General features: G+C 51.4%; 17 protein-coding genes. 16 read left to right on the top strand and 1 reads right to left on the bottom strand.

The genetic code is table 11. The annotated features are described in order from the left end of the window. Positions 1-119 precede the first annotated feature (119 nt). A complete protein-coding gene (locus WKK33_RS09825; protein ID WP_337469528.1) occupies positions 120-752 on the bottom strand; it encodes a TetR/AcrR family transcriptional regulator in 633 nt (210 codons plus the stop codon). Between the two features lie 314 nt (positions 753-1,066). On the opposite strand from WKK33_RS09825, the gene WKK33_RS09820 reads away from it, so the two are divergent. From WKK33_RS09820 to WKK33_RS09745, 16 genes are all read left to right on the top strand, one after another. After that, a complete protein-coding gene (locus tag WKK33_RS09820; RefSeq protein ID WP_337469527.1) occupies positions 1,067-3,361 on the top strand; it encodes an NADP-dependent malic enzyme in 2,295 nt (764 codons plus the stop codon). A gap of 64 nt (positions 3,362-3,425) precedes the next feature. Next, entirely contained in the window at positions 3,426-3,773 is a 348-nt protein-coding gene (locus WKK33_RS09815; protein WP_337933647.1) for a hypothetical protein, read from the top strand. Between the two features lie 72 nt (positions 3,774-3,845). After that, the gene (locus WKK33_RS09810) at positions 3,846-4,556 is read left to right on the top strand and encodes a lipoate--protein ligase family protein (RefSeq protein WP_337570861.1); all 711 of its coding nucleotides are present in this window, start codon (positions 3,846-3,848) and stop codon (positions 4,554-4,556) included. Between the two features lie 77 nt (positions 4,557-4,633). Continuing rightward, positions 4,634-5,719: a glycine cleavage system aminomethyltransferase GcvT gene (gene gcvT / locus WKK33_RS09805; protein ID WP_337637566.1), complete on the top strand. Its 1,086-nt coding sequence runs from the start codon at positions 4,634-4,636 to the stop codon at positions 5,717-5,719. A gap of 86 nt (positions 5,720-5,805) precedes the next feature. Continuing rightward, positions 5,806-6,165, top strand: a complete 360-nt coding sequence (gene gcvH, locus WKK33_RS09800) for a glycine cleavage system protein GcvH (protein WP_215760417.1) — start codon at positions 5,806-5,808, stop codon at positions 6,163-6,165. Continuing rightward, the gene (gcvPA, locus tag WKK33_RS09795) at positions 6,166-7,482 is read left to right on the top strand and encodes an aminomethyl-transferring glycine dehydrogenase subunit GcvPA (protein ID WP_337637565.1); all 1,317 of its coding nucleotides are present in this window, start codon (positions 6,166-6,168) and stop codon (positions 7,480-7,482) included. Between the two features lie 29 nt (positions 7,483-7,511). Beyond that, a complete protein-coding gene (gene gcvPB, locus WKK33_RS09790; protein WP_337933646.1) occupies positions 7,512-8,900 on the top strand; it encodes an aminomethyl-transferring glycine dehydrogenase subunit GcvPB in 1,389 nt (462 codons plus the stop codon). Positions 8,901-8,912: 12 nt separating this feature from the next. Beyond that, a complete protein-coding gene (gene lpdA, locus WKK33_RS09785; protein WP_337933644.1) occupies positions 8,913-10,244 on the top strand; it encodes a dihydrolipoyl dehydrogenase in 1,332 nt (443 codons plus the stop codon). Positions 10,245-10,413: 169 nt separating this feature from the next. Then, the gene (locus tag WKK33_RS09780) at positions 10,414-11,271 is read left to right on the top strand and encodes a glucosaminidase domain-containing protein (protein WP_337933642.1); all 858 of its coding nucleotides are present in this window, start codon (positions 10,414-10,416) and stop codon (positions 11,269-11,271) included. A gap of 11 nt (positions 11,272-11,282) precedes the next feature. Beyond that, a complete protein-coding gene (locus WKK33_RS09775) occupies positions 11,283-12,524 on the top strand; it encodes a M64 family metallopeptidase (RefSeq protein ID WP_337570852.1) in 1,242 nt (413 codons plus the stop codon). After that, positions 12,521-13,339, top strand: coding sequence for a LysM peptidoglycan-binding domain-containing protein (locus WKK33_RS09770; protein ID WP_337933640.1), 819 nt, complete (start codon positions 12,521-12,523; stop codon positions 13,337-13,339). The genes WKK33_RS09775 and WKK33_RS09770 overlap by 4 nt, the downstream gene beginning before the upstream one ends. An 11-nt stretch (positions 13,340-13,350) precedes the next feature. Next, positions 13,351-14,592, top strand: coding sequence for a M64 family metallopeptidase (locus WKK33_RS09765; protein WP_337570852.1), 1,242 nt, complete (start codon positions 13,351-13,353; stop codon positions 14,590-14,592). Continuing rightward, entirely contained in the window at positions 14,589-15,233 is a 645-nt protein-coding gene (locus tag WKK33_RS09760; RefSeq protein WP_337933638.1) for a hypothetical protein, read from the top strand. The genes WKK33_RS09765 and WKK33_RS09760 overlap by 4 nt, the downstream gene beginning before the upstream one ends. Before the next feature lie 67 nt (positions 15,234-15,300). Next, entirely contained in the window at positions 15,301-16,086 is a 786-nt protein-coding gene (locus WKK33_RS09755; protein ID WP_337933636.1) for an EFR1 family ferrodoxin, read from the top strand. A 16-nt stretch (positions 16,087-16,102) separates the two neighbouring features. Continuing rightward, entirely contained in the window at positions 16,103-17,734 is a 1,632-nt protein-coding gene (locus WKK33_RS09750; protein ID WP_337933634.1) for a M6 family metalloprotease domain-containing protein, read from the top strand. Positions 17,735-17,875: 141 nt separating this feature from the next. Beyond that, positions 17,876-18,253, top strand: a complete 378-nt coding sequence (locus WKK33_RS09745; RefSeq protein ID WP_337933632.1) for a GNAT family N-acetyltransferase — start codon at positions 17,876-17,878, stop codon at positions 18,251-18,253. The last annotated feature ends 35 nt before the right edge of the window (positions 18,254-18,288 follow it).

Below are 18,288 nucleotides of genomic sequence, written 5' to 3'. Positions count from 1 at the left end.
TTAAATATCAAATATATAACTATAGTTAAGCGATTAATATCGCATCACTAGTATTCTACAATCATCAACCCAAACCTCCGTTGGCATTTAGGCCATCGGTGATGGGAAATGACAAAACCTTACGCCCTGCTCTCCAACTGGCGGTCGAGTTCCTGAATGCCCTTGGCAGTACACAGCCCACGTATGAACAACATGACAACGTTGCGGAAGATGTCTTGCAAACTGTAAGTGTTATAGAGTTTGCTTTCCATTACGTTTTGCATCACGTTATTGCCCAACAGACTGATCAACTCATAATTGAAGTCATTGCGAAAATAACCTTCCTGCACACCACGTTTGAAGAAATCCTTGCTATGAGCCTTATGCTCCTTGTTGACTTGCTCCAAGAACGACATCACGCGCGGATACTTGTGCAAATCCTCATAATAAACAGGGTTCATATCGCGCAATTCTTCCATTTGTAGACGATAAAACTCAAGGAGAATATCTATCACCTGTTTCTCGCCACTTGAGTCGAAACGCTCCAATGTGGCGTCAAACTCATGTATCCTACGCGCCACACTCTCCAAGAGCAACTGCTCTTTATTGTCATAAATCTCATAAAGCGTACGCTTGGAAATCTTCAACTTACGGGCAATGTCGTCCATTTTCACCGACTTGACGCCAATCGTAGTGAATTCGCGTGTAGCAACCTTCAATATCTGCTCACGAAGCGCTTCCCTATGTTCCGTTGTGTAGTTTGGTTGAGTCATATTACAAAGCAACTATTGGTGATGTGGATGAGATTACATCAGCTCAAGCTATCAGAAAGAATCGTTGACGAACGGGATGCACTTTCGTGAACGCATAGAATGCGCATAGAGGCAACAGGATGGTTCAATTCCGAATGGCCCATAGCCGATTATCTTCTGCAAAGATAATAAAAATAGTGAAAACTTAGGGCTGTTACTTCGTTTTTTATTAACTTTGCCGATGAGAGGTTGCAATTAGCAACAATGGAGAAAGATCTCATAGCACTCGCTTGCACCTAAACAACATCACGAACAAAGCATAAATTATAAGCAATATGGTAAAAATCACAAAAGAGGCTGCATTGGAGTATCACTTCAAAGACAGACCAGGTAAGATTGAGGTTAAGCCCACAAAACCATACCGTACCCAAACCGACTTAAGTTTGGCTTACTCACCAGGCGTCGCCTTCCCCTGTTTGGAAATACAAAACAATCCCGATGACGTTTACAAATACACCGACAAGGGAAACCTTGTGGCCGTTATCTCCAACGGTACAGCCGTGCTCGGACTCGGCGACATTGGCGCCATGAGTGGCAAGCCTGTCATGGAAGGTAAGGGATTGCTTTTCAAAATTTATGGAGGCGTCGATGTATTCGACATTGAGGTCAATGAGAAAGACCCTGTGAAATTCTGCGAGGCCGTTGAGAAGATTGCGCCTACATTCGGAGGAATCAACCTCGAAGACATCAAGGCTCCAGAGTGTTTCTATATCGAGAATCGCCTGAAGCAGACGCTCGACATCCCTGTGATGCACGACGACCAACATGGCACGGCCATCATCTCGGCCGCTGGATTGCTCAACGCACTTGAGGTGGCTGGCAAAAAGATCGGAGAAGCAAAAATCGTGGTCAACGGAGCAGGAGCTGCCGCTATCAGTTGCACCAAGTTATATTGCTCACTCGGAGCGAAGCACGAGAACATCGTGATGCTCGACTCACGTGGCGTAATCTACAAAGGCCGCGAGAACGTAAACGAGCAGAAGGCTGAATTTGCCACCAGCCGCACCGACATCCACACTCTGGAGGAGGCCGTCAAGGGCGCCGACGTATTCGTAGGATTATCGAAAGGCAATGTGCTCTCGCAAGACATGGTTAGGTCGATGGCCGACCATCCCATCGTGTTCGCACTCGCCAATCCCGTCCCCGAGATTTCTTACGAAGACGCCATGGCGGCTCGTCCCGACGTACTCATGTCGACTGGGCGTTCCGACTACCCCAACCAAATCAACAATGTTATAGGATTTCCCTACATCTTCCGCGGCGCATTGGACGTGCATGCCAGAGCCATCAACGAGGAGATGAAATTGGCTGCCGTCAAGGCTATTGCCCAACTGGCCAAGATGCCCATCCCCGAAATTGTCAACGAGGTGTACCATGTTAGCGACCTACAGTTCGGACCGAAATATTTCATACCGAAACCCGTCGACCCACGCCTCATCACAGAGGTGTCGGCCGCAGTAGCCAAAGCCGCCATAGAAAGCGGCGTGGCAAGAACGCCCATCACCGATTGGGAGGCATACAAGGAACGCCTGCGCCAGATGCTGGGCCAGGAGACAAAATTCACACGCACACTTCATGCCACCGCAGCCATGCACCCACAGCGCGTGGTGTTTGCCGAGGGTGGTCACCCCACCATGATGAAAGCTGCCGTAAAGGCGCTTCAAGAGGGCATATGCTCGCCCATCCTGTTGGGTAACCCCGACCGCCTCACACGCCTGGCCAACCGTTTGAAGTTGGATCTCTCTGGTGTGGAAATCATCGATATGCGCGCCGACAAGGAGCAAGGACGTCGCGCCACATACGCCAAGCATCTCTCAGAGAAACGCGCACGCCAAGGCTACACCTTCGAAGAAGCCTATGATAAGATGTATGAGCGCAACTACTTTGGTATGTCAATGGTGGAGCAAGGCGATGCCGATGCGTTCATCACAGGCCTTTACACCAAATACAGCAACACGATCAAGGTGGCCAAGGAAGTGGTAGGCATCAATCCCGCATACAATACATTTGCCACCATGCACATTCTCAATACGAAGAAGGGCATCTACTACATCGCTGACACGCTCATCAACCGTCATCCCAACGATAGTGTGCTCTACGATGTGGCTCGCTTGGCCGCACACTCCGTGTCGTTCTTCAACGACGAACCAGTGATGGCCATGATCAGCTACTCCAACTTCGGTACCGACGAAGTGGGCTCACCCGTAACCGTACACCAAGCTGTAGAGCGCTTGCAGAAGGATTATCCCGATATGGCCGTCGACGGTGAGATGCAGGTCAGCTTCGCGTTGAACAAAGAGCTACGCGACGACAAGTATCCGTTCACACGCCTGAAAGGCAAGGATGTCAACACGCTTGTCTTCCCGAACATGAGTTCTGCCAACAGTTGTTACATGCTTCTCAAGGGATTGGATCCTGACGTGGAGGTCATTGGCCCGATCCAGATGGGACTGAACAAGCCTATCCACTTCACCGACTTCGAGGCAAGCGTGCAGGATGTGGTAAACATCACCGCCGTGGCAGCCATCGACGCTTATGTGGAGAAACTGAAAAACAACAAGGGCGAATAAGCCATAGGGGCACCACTACTTGGTGCGGCTTTCCCCATTAACAACTCACCTATTTTCGTATGAGATGTCCATCATCCAACAGGAAGATCAAGGCATCAACCACAGAAAAATAGGTAGAAAGCATCATTCGGGCAATGCTGTGTTTTATAGCATTGCCCATTCTTTGTTTCTTATTGATGCCACATTTTCTCGCCACAGTATGGTTAAGGCAAGTATTGCTTCGCCCATTAGGCTTTATGAAAACGTCCCATTTTCAAGGAAGAATCCCAACAAAACAAACTTGATTTCAAAAGGTCAACTCCCTCCGGTAACGAGCACAACAACGCTACCAATGAAGCAAAACTCTTTGGGTAGAAAAGTGATTCCGCATCCCCCTCAAAGCCATTTTATAATAGAACGTTTTTTTAACTGAAAAAGTTTGGAACGTATGATTATAATATGTATATTTGCACGGAATTATTAAACCTAATACGAAGTATTAACCATGATCTACGTCGACATAGACACAAAAGGCACCATGCGCCTGCCTTTCTATTTGGCCATGGAGGAATATGTAGCTAGAAATATCTACAAGGGAGAGGACTGCTTCTTCATGTGGCAGGTCAATCCGACCGTCATATTCGGTCGTAACCAAGTCATCGAGGACGAGGTGAACATCGAATACTGCAAATCGCACAACATTCAGTTCTACCGCAGGAAAAGCGGTGGCGGGTGCGTCTACGCCGACATGGGAAACGTAATGCTTTCATACATCACTGGCGAGGAGAGCGTCGACAACTGCTTCGCATACTACATGGAGATGTTGACACGATCGTTCAACGCCATTGGAATTCCCGCTGAACGCAACGACCACAACGACATCATGTTGAACGGGCAAAAGATTTCGGGCAATGCCATCCTGCACATGACCGACCGCGTCATCGCTCACGGCACGCTCCTTTACGACACCAACATGGAGAACATGACCAACGCCATCACACCCAGTAAACAGAAACTGAGTCGCAATGGTGTGCAAAGCGTGCGTCAACGCATCACGCTGCTTAAGAATTTCACACCACTGTCGTTGGAGGAGATGAAGAAAAAGCTGCGCGCTACAATCTGCACATCATCAGTCAGCCTCAACGAGAAAGACATCGAGGGAATCAAAGAGATCGAAAAAGAATATCTCGAGCCAAGTTTCATCTACGGAAAATAGTTGTAAGCACCTCTAATCCCTACCACCCGTACAGTCAACTACTACGACATTAAATTAACAACCATAAATAAATATCTATGAACAAACGAACTTGCCTTTACGATCGCCACGTAGCATTGGGCGCACTCATGCAACCTTTTGGAGGCTTTGATATGCCTATCCAGTACTCATCTATTATCGAGGAGCACAACACCGTGCGCCAGCATTGCGGTGTATTCGATGTATCCCACATGGGTGAGACATTCATCTCTGGTGAGGACGCAGAGCGCTTCGTCAACCATATCTTCACAAACGATGTAACTGGAGCCCCCATTGGCCAAATCTTCTACGGCATGATGTGCTACCCTGACGGTGGCACCGTCGATGACTTGTTGGTCTACAAGATGGGCGAGCAACTGTATTTCCTCGTCATCAACGCTGCCAACATCGACAAAGACATGGAGTGGATCATGACGAGCGCTGAGGGATTCAACGTCAACATCGACCATTGCTCAGAGCGTTACGGCCAGTTGGCCGTGCAAGGTCCTGAGGCTGAAACCGTCATGGAGGAAGTGCTGCAAATACCCTGCAAGGACTTGGTGTTCTATACAGCTAAGACCCTCAATGTGGATGGCGTGGAAGTTATCGTCAGCCGCACGGGTTACACAGGCGAGGATGGCTTTGAGATTTACGGAAGCCACGAGTATATCGTTAACCAATGGGACAAGCTCATGGAAAGCGGTCGTTGCAAACCATGCGGACTGGGTTGCCGCGACACACTCCGCTTCGAGGTGGGTCTCCCTCTCTACGGCGACGAACTGTCACAAGACATTTCACCCGTCATGGCTGGATTTAGCATGTTCTGCAAGTTCGACAAGCCCGAGTTCATCGGCAAGGAGGCTCTGCTGAAGCAGAAGACCGAGGGTGTGGCTCGACGCCTCAGAGGTCTCATGCTCGACGACCGCGCCGTGCCTCGCCACGGATATAAGGTGCTGAAAGATGGCGTAGAGGTTGGTGAGGTCACCACAGGCTATCGCCTTATCTCTGTCGACCAGAGCTGTGCCGTGGCATTGGTTGACTCTTCATTGAAGTTGGGCGACCGCGTGGAGGTGCAAATCCGCAAGAAGACCTTCCCCGCAACAATCGTCAAGAAGAAGTTCTACGACAAGCATTACAAGAAATAAGCCCATACCGCCTACAACAGGACGGGAAAACCACAAGACATAATAATAATAATAATAACAATAACCATTAACACACAAGAAGAATCATGACCTATTTTAGCGAGTCACACGAGTACGTTCGTGTAGAAGGAGAATTTGGATACGTTGGAATCAGCGACTACGCACAAAAGCAGTTGGGCAACATCGTCTATGTGGACATGCCCGACGTGGACGACGATGTAGAAGTTGGTGAGGTCTTCGGCGCCGTAGAGAGCGTGAAGGCCGCAAGCGACCTGCTGTCACCCGTAAGCGGCACAGTGGTTGAGGTGAACGAAAGTTTGGAGGACAGCCCCGAGCTCATCAACCAGGACGCCAACGAGAACTGGATCATTAAGGTTAAGCTTTCCGATCCTTCGGAGCTTGAGAGCCTCATGGACGAGGATACTTACAACTCAAAGAATCAGTAAATGCATCCCTTTTTCCCACAAACATCCGATGACATCAAGCACATGCTTGATGTCATTGGAATTGAATCGGTAGACGATCTCTATAAAGACGTGCCCGATAACGTGCGGCTCAAGAAAGACTATGACCTGCCGTCATCGCAAAGCGAAATAGAGATTCGTAGGAAGCTCGCCGAATTCGGCAAGCTCAACAAGCAATTGGTATGTTTTGCAGGAGCAGGCGCATACGACCACTATACGCCCGCTGTTATCCCGCAGATCGTGGAGCGCTCGGAATTCTTGACGAGCTACACTCCCTATCAGGCCGAAATATCACAAGGCACTCTGCACTATATCTTCGAGTATCAGACCATGATGGCTCGACTCACTGGCATGGATATCTCCAACGCCAACATGTACGACGGCTCTACTGCAACAGCCGAGGCTGCACTTATGGCGGTAGCATCGACCAAGAAGACCAACAAGGTCATTCTCAGCGACGGAATCGATCCCAAGGTGAAAGAGGTGGTAAAGACATACGCACACTTCCATGGCATCGAGTTGCTGTCGTTACCCACAGTCAATGGCGCAACCGACTTCTCGGCGCTCGACGAGACATTGGCTCAAGGTGGAGTGGCTGGCCTCATCGTACAACAGCCTAACCGCTACGGTATCGTAGAGGATTATACTGGCGTGGCCGATCGTTGCCATGCAGCAAAAGCCTTGCTCATTATCAATAGCGTAGCAGCCGACCTATCTATGCTGAAGACTCCAGGAGAATGGGGTGCCGACATCGCCGTTGGCGAGGGTCAATCATTGGGCATTCCTTTGTCATGGGGAGGTCCTTACATCGGTTACATGTGTACTACAGAGAAGCACATGCGCAAAATGCCGGGACGTATCGTCGGTCAGACTGTCGACCAAGACGGCAAACGTGCGTTCGTATTGACACTTCAGGCACGCGAGCAACACATCAGAAGACAGCGCGCTACATCCAACATCTGCTCTAACCAGGGTCTCATGGCTCTTTGGGTCACCATCTACATGTCGCTCATGGGACCGCAAGGTCTGAAGGAAGCCACACAGATGGGATGCGATGGAGCCCACTATCTGCACGACCAACTGATCGCTACCGGACACTTCTGCGATGCCTTTCCTGGCCAGGAATTCCTCAACGAGTTCTGCGTCAAGTATGATGGCGACCTCGCGGCTCTCCAAGAGAAGTGGGTCGAGAACGGTTTCATGGGCGGCGTAGCCATCTCCGACGACACCGTCATGTTCGCCGTCACCGAGCAGCGCACCAAGGAAGAAATAGACCAACTGGTTGCTTTGATTTCCTAAACGCCCTTACCCATTAAACGAAACAATCCATGAACAACAAATTATACGACCGTCTCATCTTTGAGTTGAGCAGTCCAGGGCGAGTTGGTTACCATCTTCCTAAAAACCAGTTCCCCCATCACGAATTACGCAAAGACGTAAGCCGCACCAAAGCACCTGCCCTGCCCGAGTGCGACGAGATGACTGTGGTCAGACATTACACCAATCATAGCGGCAACAACTTCGGCGTGGACAACGGCCTCTACCCATTAGGCTCATGCACGATGAAGTACAACCCCAAGATCAACGAGGAGGCAGCCAACCATCCCGCATTCGTCAACCTGCACCCGCTTCAGCCAGCTTCTACGGTGGCAGGAGCACAAGCTCTCGCTGATGAGCTCAAGAAGATGCTGTGTGAGATTACAGGTATGGGTGCCGTCACCCTGAAGCCATGCGCTGGTGCTCACGGTGAGCTCACGGGCCTGATGATTATCAGAGGTTACCATGAGAGCCGCGGCGATTTCAAGCGAACAAAGGTTCTCGTCCCCGACTCAGCCCATGGCACCAACCCTGCTTCGGCAGCGGTGTGTGGCCTCGATGTTGTTGAGGTCAAGAGTAAGGAAGACGGTACCGTCGACGTCGACGACTTGGCAACCAAGCTCGACGACACGGTTGCAGCCATGATGATGACCAACCCCAACACATTGGGCATCTTCGAGCACAACATCACCAAGATCGTGGAGATGGTTCACAAATGTGGCGGTCTGATGTATTACGACGGAGCTAACCTTAACCCGCTTCTCGGCGTATGCCGTCCGGGCGACATGGGCTTCGATGTGATTCACCTGAACCTGCACAAGACCTTCTCCACACCTCACGGTGGTGGCGGACCTGGCAGCGGCCCTGTGGGGTGCCGTAAGGAGTTGGAGCCATTCTTCCCGACAGTCAACCCCTATCAGGGCAACTTCCTCGTGGAGATGCGCGCTTGGGCCTACATCCTCAGCCTCGGTTACGAGTACATTAAGAAGGTTGGTCCTACCGCAACGCTCAATGCCAGCTATATCAAGGCAAAGTTGCAGGATGTTTACGAACTTCCCATCAAGGGCCTGAGCAAGCACGAGTTTGTGTTCAATGGCTTGACCGACAAGTCTACAGGTGTTACAACGATGGACGTGGCCAAGCGCCTGCTCGACTACGGCTACCATGCTCCTACGATCTACTTCCCACTTCTGTTCCACGAGTCCATGATGATTGAGCCTACTGAGTCGGAGAGTCTGGAGAGCATCGACGGATTCGTTGCTGTGTTACGCAAGATTGCCGAGGAGGCCAAGACAGATCCCGAGTTGGTGAAGACTGCTCCCCACAACGCTCCTATCAGGCGCGTAGACGATGTGCTCGCAGCTAAGAATCCTGTTCTGACATACCCCGAGAACCCATAAGCAATCGAGTTCATGATACAAACTGATCTCATCATCATTGGCAGTGGCCCCGGTGGATACGAGGCCGCTGCCTTTGCAGCCAAGCATGGCCTGCAAGTGGTTATCGCTGAAGAAGCCTTCGCAGGTGGCACTTGCCTCAACTGCGGATGCATTCCCACAAAGGCGTTGATTCACGACGCGGAAAAAGCTGTTGCCGTTCCCAATGAGGGCGCAATGCGTTTGGCAGCCGCCATCGACCGCAAGAATCAGGTTATTGATGGATTGCGGAAAGGTATCGAAGCTCTTCTCGGCCAACCTTCTATCACCTTCCTGCACGGACACGCATCCCTTGTGGACGCCAACACCGTAGCTGTGGGCGAAGAAACTGTCAAAGCAAAGGATATCCTCATAGCCACAGGCTCAAAAGCCAAGATGCCTCCCGTATCTGGATTGAGCCCCGACGAGATTCGCGCCAACCCACGTGTGGTCACGTCAGAGGAACTGCTCAACCTTTCTACTCCGCCCCAGCATCTTTGCATTGTTGGCGCAGGCGTGATTGGTTTGGAAATGGCCTCCGTCTTTCGGGCATTTGGTAGCAAAGTCACCATCATCGAATTCATGAAGGAATGCCTCCCCACCATGGACCAAGAGCTTGCTCGTCGCTTGCGTAAGTCGATGGAGAAGCAGGGTATTGTGTTCAATCTCGGATGCGGACTTCAGCAAGTGGATGGCGACAAGGTTACCTACCAAAACGTGAAGAAGGGAACTTCAGAAACCATCGAGGCCGACTGCATCTTGGTGGCTACAGGTCGCCAAGCCAATGTAGAGGGCTTAGGGCTTGAGAACACAAGCATCGAAGTGGGAAGAAGAGGTATCGAGGTCGACGACAACATGCAGACCACTGTGCCCCACATCTACGCCATTGGCGATGTCAACGGTCGCCAGATGCTTGCACACGCAGCCACATTCCAAGGTTTCCATGCCATCAACCACATCTTAGGAAAAACCGACAACATTCGCCTCAACATCATGCCTGCTGCCGTCTTCACTCACCCAGAAATTGCTTCTGTGGGACTTACCGAGGACAAGTGCAAAGAAATGGGCATAGCATGCGCTGTACGCAAATCACTCTATCGTGCCAATGGCCGTGCACAAGCCTCTGAGGCTACCGACGGATTACTTAAGTTGGTATGCGACGACCAGGGAAAACTGATCGGTTGCCATGCCTTAGGACAAGAGGCTTCATGGATGGTTCAGGAGGTGGCAACACTAATGAACTTTGATGCAACCGCCGATCGTTTGGCTGAAATTGTGCACATTCACCCAACGTTGTCTGAGATTCTTCTCAACGCCGCAAGCCACTAAGCCAACCTTTCGTCACCTCAAAACGTTAAAAAAAGCCTATAATCCTTGACTATAGGCTTTTTTTATTAACTTTGCATTAAATGTAAAGTTAACAACTCACATGCCTCGTTTCAGACAACTATTTAGCTGTCTCCTCATGCTTTGCGCCTCCATCGCTGCACAGGCGCAAATGAAATGGAACCAGCAATACCAAACATACATCGATCAATACAAGGATCTCGCCATCGAGCAGATGCTTAAATATCGCATTCCTGCCAGCATCACCTTAGCCCAAGGCCTTTTTGAGAGTGGCGCAGGAAGGAGCGATCTATCCACACGCGGCAACAACCACTTTGGCATCAAGTGTCATGGGTGGACAGGCCGCACAATGAACAAAGACGACGACGCTGCCAACGAGTGTTTTCGAGCCTATGACAATCCACGCCAAAGCTACGAAGATCACAGCAAGTTCCTAGCCCACAACACACGCTACGCCCGCTTGTTCCAACTGAAACCGACCGACTATCGCGGTTGGGCCAATGGCCTCAAGGCATGCGGATACGCCACAAACCCCCACTATGCGAAGAAGCTTATCGACCTCATCGACCTCTATAAGTTGTGGCAATACGACAAGGCGCATAGCTACGACAGGTTCATGGCCCAGCGCGCAGGCAACGACCGCCCCGCCGACACCAATGCGGGGCTACACCCCATCCATATCTTCAATAAGAACTATTACATTGTGGCGCGCGAAGGCGACACCTTCAAGTCGATAGCGAAAGAGACCGAGCTCAGCTATCGCCGACTGGCTTCCTACAACGAGCGCAGCCGTAAGGATGTGCTGCATGCAGGTGAAATCGTTTATCTGAAGAAAAAACGCCGTCGCGCTCCCAAGCAATACAAAAACCGTCCACACGTCGTTAAGGCTGGCGAAAACATGTATATGATTTCGCAATACTACGGCATGCGTGTAAAATACCTATACAAGAAAAATCATCTCTCACCCGACCACCAGATCCGTGTCGGTGAAGTACTAAAGGTTTATTAATCTAACTCATTATGAAAAAAACACTCTTAACAGCAGCGTTTGCCGTGTTGTGTTGCATCAGCAGCACAGCACAGGACTTCAGTCAGTATTTCCAAGACAAGACACTTCGTATCGACTACATTTTCTCGGGTACCCATAACACGCAGCACATTGCGCTCGACCAACTCTGTGTTGAGCCTCGTTGGTATGGCAAGCGCAAGCGCCTTGCTGAGGTTCCCGTTGAGGGCAACGGGCAAATCACCGTTCGCGACCATAAGACCCAGCGTATCATCTACCGCAATTCCTTCTCCACTCTATTTCAAGAGTGGCAGGAAGAACCCGAGGCTTTGACCACCGAGCGTTCGTTTGAGAACGTGTTCCTCGTGCCAATGCCCAAGGACACCGTCGACATCACGCTCGACCTACGCAACAACCGCCGCGAAATCACTTCAAAGCTCACGCACCAAGTGGTGCCCACCGACATCCTCATCCGCCAGATAGGCTATCGCGACGTCACCCCGTTCGAGACTATTCAACAGGCGAAAGACACTAACAACTGCATCCACCTGGCCTATCTTGCCGAAGGTTACCGTCCCGAGGAGATGGGCACCTTCATCCAAGATGTAAAAATGGCCATGGAAGCCCTGTTCGCACACGAGCCTTTCAAGGGTATGAGAGACCGCTTCCACATCGTTGCCGTGAAGTCGCCGTCAAAAGATAGCGGTGCCAGCGAGCCTGGAAAGGGCATCTGGAAGAACACTGCCCTGCACTCACACTGGGACACCAACTACAGCGAGCGTTACCTCACGACCTCTAACCTGAAGGACATGCACGACCTACTGGCCGGCACTCCCTATGAGCACATCCTCGTGTTGGTCAACTCCGAGCGCTATGGCGGCGGTGGCATCCTCAATTCATACCTTCTCTCCACCATCCACAACAAGTGGTCGAAACCCGTCGTTGTGCATGAGTTCGGACACAGTTTCGCCGGTCTGGCAGATGAGTACGCTTACGAAAACGAAGAGGTCAACATGTATCCTCTCGATGTAGAGCCTTGGGAGAAGAACATCACCACGAAGGTAAACTTCAAGGGCAAATGGGAAGAAATGATTGGCAAGAAGCCCGGCGTTGGCCTCGTAGAAGGCGGCGGCTATAAGATGAAGGGCGTTTACCGCGCCTGCAACGACTGCCGCATGCGCACCAACGAGATCCCGGAGTTCTGCCCTGCCTGCCAAAAGGCACTGCGTGACCTCATCAACTTCTACACTGAATGATCCTTCGTCATCACACGTTAGGCAAGACATCCCTACCCGTCCGCTACCTCCGCACAATCAGTACGGTGCTTATGTTCCTTGTCTTTCCCATGACGGGAAACGTCAGGGCATGGGCACAACCAACGGACAGCGAACGGTTGGGGATGGCCATCGATTATTTCCAAAACGGAAAATACCACGAGTCGATGCTTATCCTTCAGGACCTAAACCTGCATTATCGGCTCAACCCACGGTTTCAGGCCTACCTCGGCGTGTGCTATTACTATGAGTGGGACTACGAGCACGCCACGGAATGTCTCAGCAAAGCCATTCCGAAGTTGGAGAAATTCGCGCCCCAGGAGCGCTCATTCTACTACTTCGCCAATGCGGAAAGCCTTTTCAACCTAAAGGAATACGACAAGGCGCATAGCTACGACAGGTTCATGGCCCAGCGCGCAGGCAACGACCGCCCCGCCGACACCAATGCGGGGCTACACCCCATCCATATCTTCAATAAGAACTATTACATTGTGGCGCGCGAAGGCGACACCTTCAAGTCGATAGCGAAAGAGACCGAGCTCAGCTATCGCCGACTGGCTTCCTACAACGAGCGCAGCCGTAAGGATGTGCTGCATGCAGGTGAAATCGTTTATCTGAAGAAAAAACGCCGTCGCGCTCCCAAGCAATACAAAAACCGTCCACACGTCGTTAAGGCTGGCGAAAACATGTATATGATTTCGCAATACTACGGCATGCGTGTAAAATACCTATACAAGAAAAATCATCTCTCACCCGACCACCAGATCCGTGTCGGTGAAGTACTAAAGGTTTATTAATCTAACTCATTATGAAAAAAACACTCTTAACAGCAGCGTTTGCCGTGTTGTGTTGCATCAGCAGCACAGCACAGGACTTCAGTCAGTATTTCCAAGACAAGACACTTCGTATCGACTACATTTTCTCGGGTACCCATAACACGCAGCACATTGCGCTCGACCAACTCTGTGTTGAGCCTCGTTGGTATGGCAAGCGCAAGCGCCTTGCTGAGGTTCCCGTTGAGGGCAACGGGCAAATCACCGTTCGCGACCATAAGACCCAGCGTATCATCTACCGCAATTCCTTCTCCACTCTATTTCAAGAGTGGCAGGAAGAACCCGAGGCTTTGACCACCGAGCGTTCGTTTGAGAACGTGTTCCTCGTGCCAATGCCCAAGGACACCGTCGACATCACGCTCGACCTACGCAACAACCGCCGCGAAATCACTTCAAAGCTCACGCACCAAGTGGTGCCCACCGACATCCTCATCCGCCAGATAGGCTATCGCGACGTCACCCCGTTCGAGACTATTCAACAGGCGAAAGACACTAACAACTGCATCCACCTGGCCTATCTTGCCGAAGGTTACCGTCCCGAGGAGATGGGCACCTTCATCCAAGATGTAAAAATGGCCATGGAAGCCCTGTTCGCACACGAGCCTTTCAAGGGTATGAGAGACCGCTTCCACATCGTTGCCGTGAAGTCGCCGTCAAAAGATAGCGGTGCCAGCGAGCCTGGAAAGGGCATCTGGAAGAACACTGCCCTGCACTCACACTGGGACACCAACTACAGCGAGCGTTACCTCACGACCTCTAACCTGAAGGACATGCACGACCTACTGGCCGGCACTCCCTATGAGCACATCCTCGTGTTGGTCAACTCCGAGCGCTATGGCGGCGGTGGCATCCTCAATTCATACCTTCTCTCCACCATCCACAACAAGTGGTCGAAACCCGTCGTTGTGCATGAGTTCGGACACAGTTTCGCCGGTCTGGCAGATGAGTACGCTTACGAAAACGAAGAGGTCAACATGTATCCTCTCGATGTAGAGCCTTGGGAGAAGAACATCACCACGAAGGTAAACTTCAAGGGCAAATGGGAAGAAATGATTGGCAAGAAGCCCGGCGTTGGCCTCGTAGAAGGCGGCGGCTATAAGATGAAGGGCGTTTACCGCGCCTGCAACGACTGCCGCATGCGCACCAACGAGATCCCGGAGTTCTGCCCTGCCTGCCAAAAGGCACTGCGTGACCTCATCAACTTCTACACTGAATGATCCTTCGTCATCACACGTTAGGCAAGACATCCCTACCCGTCCGCTACCTCCGCACAATCAGTACGGTGCTTATGTTCCTTGTCTTTCCCATGACGGGAAACGTCAGGGCATGGGCACAACCAACGGACAGCGAACGGTTGGGGATGGCCATCGATTATTTCCAAAACGGAAAATACCACGAGTCGATGCTTATCCTTCAGGACCTAAACCTGCATTATCGGCTCAACCCACGGTTTCAGGCCTACCTCGGCGTGTGCTATTACTATGAGTGGGACTACGAGCACGCCACGGAATGTCTCAGCAAAGCCATTCCGAAGTTGGAGAAATTCGCGCCCCAGGAGCGCTCATTCTACTACTTCGCCAATGCGGAAAGCCTTTTCAACCTAAAGGAATACGACAAGGCCCTGCCCAATTACCAACAGATGCTCACCGTCTGCCACAACAACGAGAAAGGCGACGCCTACTACAAGATAGGACTCATACACACTTTTCGCAACCAATGGATCGACGCTCTCGACAACCTACAGAGCGCATGGTTCTATTACACTCAATACACCACCAATAAAAAAGCGCGCATAGCGCAAATCCGCAACATGATACAAGGATGCTGCGACCAAATAAACGGAAAAGGCACACAATAAGCTGTCAACACGTCTTTTATTGACCGACAGACTTGTTTTGTGCCTTTTTTTTCATAATTTTGCAAACATGATATTCTATTTCTCAGGCACAGGCAACACACGTTGGGCAGCCCAGTATCTTAGCGAGGCCACCCAAGAGGAGCTTGTCTTCATCCCCGACCACCCCACCGGCACGTTCTCCCCTGACCTAAAGGAAGGCGAACGCATCGGGTTCTGCTTTCCCGTTCATGGTTGGCGCCCGCCCAAATTGGTGCGCGACTTCGTTTCAAGACTTCGCTTAAGGGCAGAGGGGCATTACGTTTATGCCCTCTGCACAGCCGGCGACAACATCGGCGAGACGATTGAGATACTCGAAAAGGACTTGAGCGAAGTGGGAATCCATCTCGATTCAGCCTTCTCGCTCATCATGCCCGAGTCGTATGTTGGCTTACCCTTCATGGATGTTGACACGGAGGCGAAGGAAAAGGCCAAGAAAGACGAGGCCGCCGCATTGCTCCAATCCTACGAACCCATCATCGCGAAACGTGAGAAAGGAGTACGCCAACTGCACCGAGGTCATTGGCCCCGCATCAACTCACGCATCATTGGCGGCTATTTCACCCACCGACTCATTACCGACCGCCCCTTCCATGTCGATTCCGAGCGTTGCGTGGCGTGTGGCATTTGCGCCTCAGTATGTCCTGTCCACGACATCATTGGCGGTCCCGGAAGTACGCCCCAATGGCGGCACGACGGCTCATGCCTCACCTGTTTTGCCTGCTACCACCACTGTCCGCACCATGCCATCGAGTACGGTCGACGCACACAACACAAAGGACAATATTATTTTGATCAACGAACGAAAGACAAATAACAGAAACGAAACCATTATGAAGAAGTTTATACTCACTACTGCTCTGTGCTTAACCAGCGCTTTCGCCTGGTCTCAAAACACGGTAACCGACCGTTGGGGCAACAAGGTTCCCGCCCCTGTCTTTGACGAGGAAGGAACAGTCGGCATGCGCTTCGGCAAGCACGACCTCGTGCCCATCGAGAAGAGCACCCACAAGGTGTTGGGCAAGCCATCACCCAACTACGTGCCCCACAAGGGCTCACCACGTATCCTTACCATCCTCGTCAACTTTGCCGACTCGGCCATCACCGTCAAACAGCCTAAGAAAGCGTTCCAACAATTCTTCAACCAAGAAGGAACGCTCGACGACCTGGGCAACGGCAACTACCGCAACCACGGCAGTGTGAGCCAATATTTCCATGACATGAGCGGTGGACTGTTCCGTCCCAAGTTCGACATTTACGGCCCCGTCACCCTTCCCAAGGCCATGGAATACTATGGCAAGAGCCCTGAGAGCTCGTCATCGGGTGAGAAATCGATCGATCTTGTCAACGACGCCCTCAGCCTGATTGTCGACTCTGTGGCCGACGCATCAGTCTACGATAACGACGGCGACAACCTCATCGACTGTGTTTACATCATCTACGCTGGCATCGGTCAGAATTATGGCGGCGGCGCCAACACCGTTTGGGCTAAGACTGGCGCAGCCAATGGCACGTTCAAGGGCCTGAAGCTCAACTGGTACAGCATGGCCAGCGAATTGTCGCCCATCGCCGTGAGCAACACCGACCCCACCCTGATGATTACTGGCGTAGGCGTTACCTGCCACGAGTTCTCACACGCACTTGGCCTGCCCGATATCTACCCCACCACCACCTCAGCCCGTGTTAACAACCAGGAGATGGAGTACTGGGACTTGATGGACGGTGGCGAATATGTTAGCAACGGCTATCGCCCCACGGCCTACACCGCATGGGAAAAGACGCAGATGGAGTGGCCCGTAACCACACAGACGCTCAGAGAAAGCGCTACGGGCATCCAAATGGACAAGACAACGGAGCAGGGCGGCGTAGTCTATAAGATTCAAAACGACGAGGAGCCCTTGGAGTATTTCCTCTTGGAGAACATCCAGAAGCAAGGCTGGAACCGGTCGCTGCCTGGCCACGGCCTGCTGGTTTACCATGTCAACGAGGTGGGCAACACCAACATCTACATCAACACCAAGCTCAACAACGAAGCCGGGAAGCCAGGTATGGCCGTTGTGCCAGCCGATGGCGAATGCCTGTCATCGTATATCAAGGCCAACAGCAACAAATATTTAGAGAGCCATAAGGGCGATCCCTATCCCGGAACCAGCAACGTTACGGCCCTCAACGACAACATGAACCTCCCCAACTTCTATTGGTATGCTGGCACAAATCCCAAGTCGGCCACCAATAGCACGTTCCACAAGGTAGACAAAGCCTTGGCCAACATTGCAGAGGAGAACGGCGTGATCACCTTCGATTTCATCAGCAGCTACGCCACAGGCATCCGCGAAGTATCAACGGACCATGCCACTACCGACGGTGTAGTCTACAGCATCAATGGTCAGCGTCTGGGCACAAGCGTCAAATCGCTGCAACCCGGCATCTATGTTCGCAACGGAAAGAAATTTGTAGTGAAATAACCTTTCGTTTACACCATTACGAAGACCCTCTATCAGGCAAGAAGTCAGTAAAAGGCTTCTTGCCTTTACTGTCCGCACAGTTTCTGAGACCATATGTGTCCCACGTTTCTACGCTATTCCCTGTTTTGGGCGCATATTTAAGTGCTTTTGGATTTCTCTACCCGAGCAACAGCTAAAAGTTGCTTAATTGGCGAGGCTATCGGCTGCGTCGGCTACTACACCCATGAAACCAGCAACATCCCTATCGGAGAAAACGACTGTGAGGTGGGCTACTGGGTAGGGAAAACTTACTGGAACAGAGGGATCTGCACCGAAGCCTTGAAACAGATGCTCGACTACTGCATCAACGAGAAGCATTTCGAAAATATCTGGGCAGACGACTTCACCGGAAATCCTGCATCGGGAAGAGTCATGGAGAAATGCGGTTTCTCAGACACCGGAATGTTGAACAGATGCAGCCAACTTGTGGGTGGCGACAAGGATATGGTGAAAGTGTTTAAGGTAACTATTCAGCGGTAGCGCTGCACCCTTAATCCATAATTGAAATATACTGC

This window comes from Hallella sp. (genome assembly GCF_037460745.1).
Classification (GTDB): domain Bacteria; phylum Bacteroidota; class Bacteroidia; order Bacteroidales; family Bacteroidaceae; genus Prevotella; species Prevotella faecis.
This window is presented reverse-complemented; position numbering and strand designations above follow the sequence as displayed.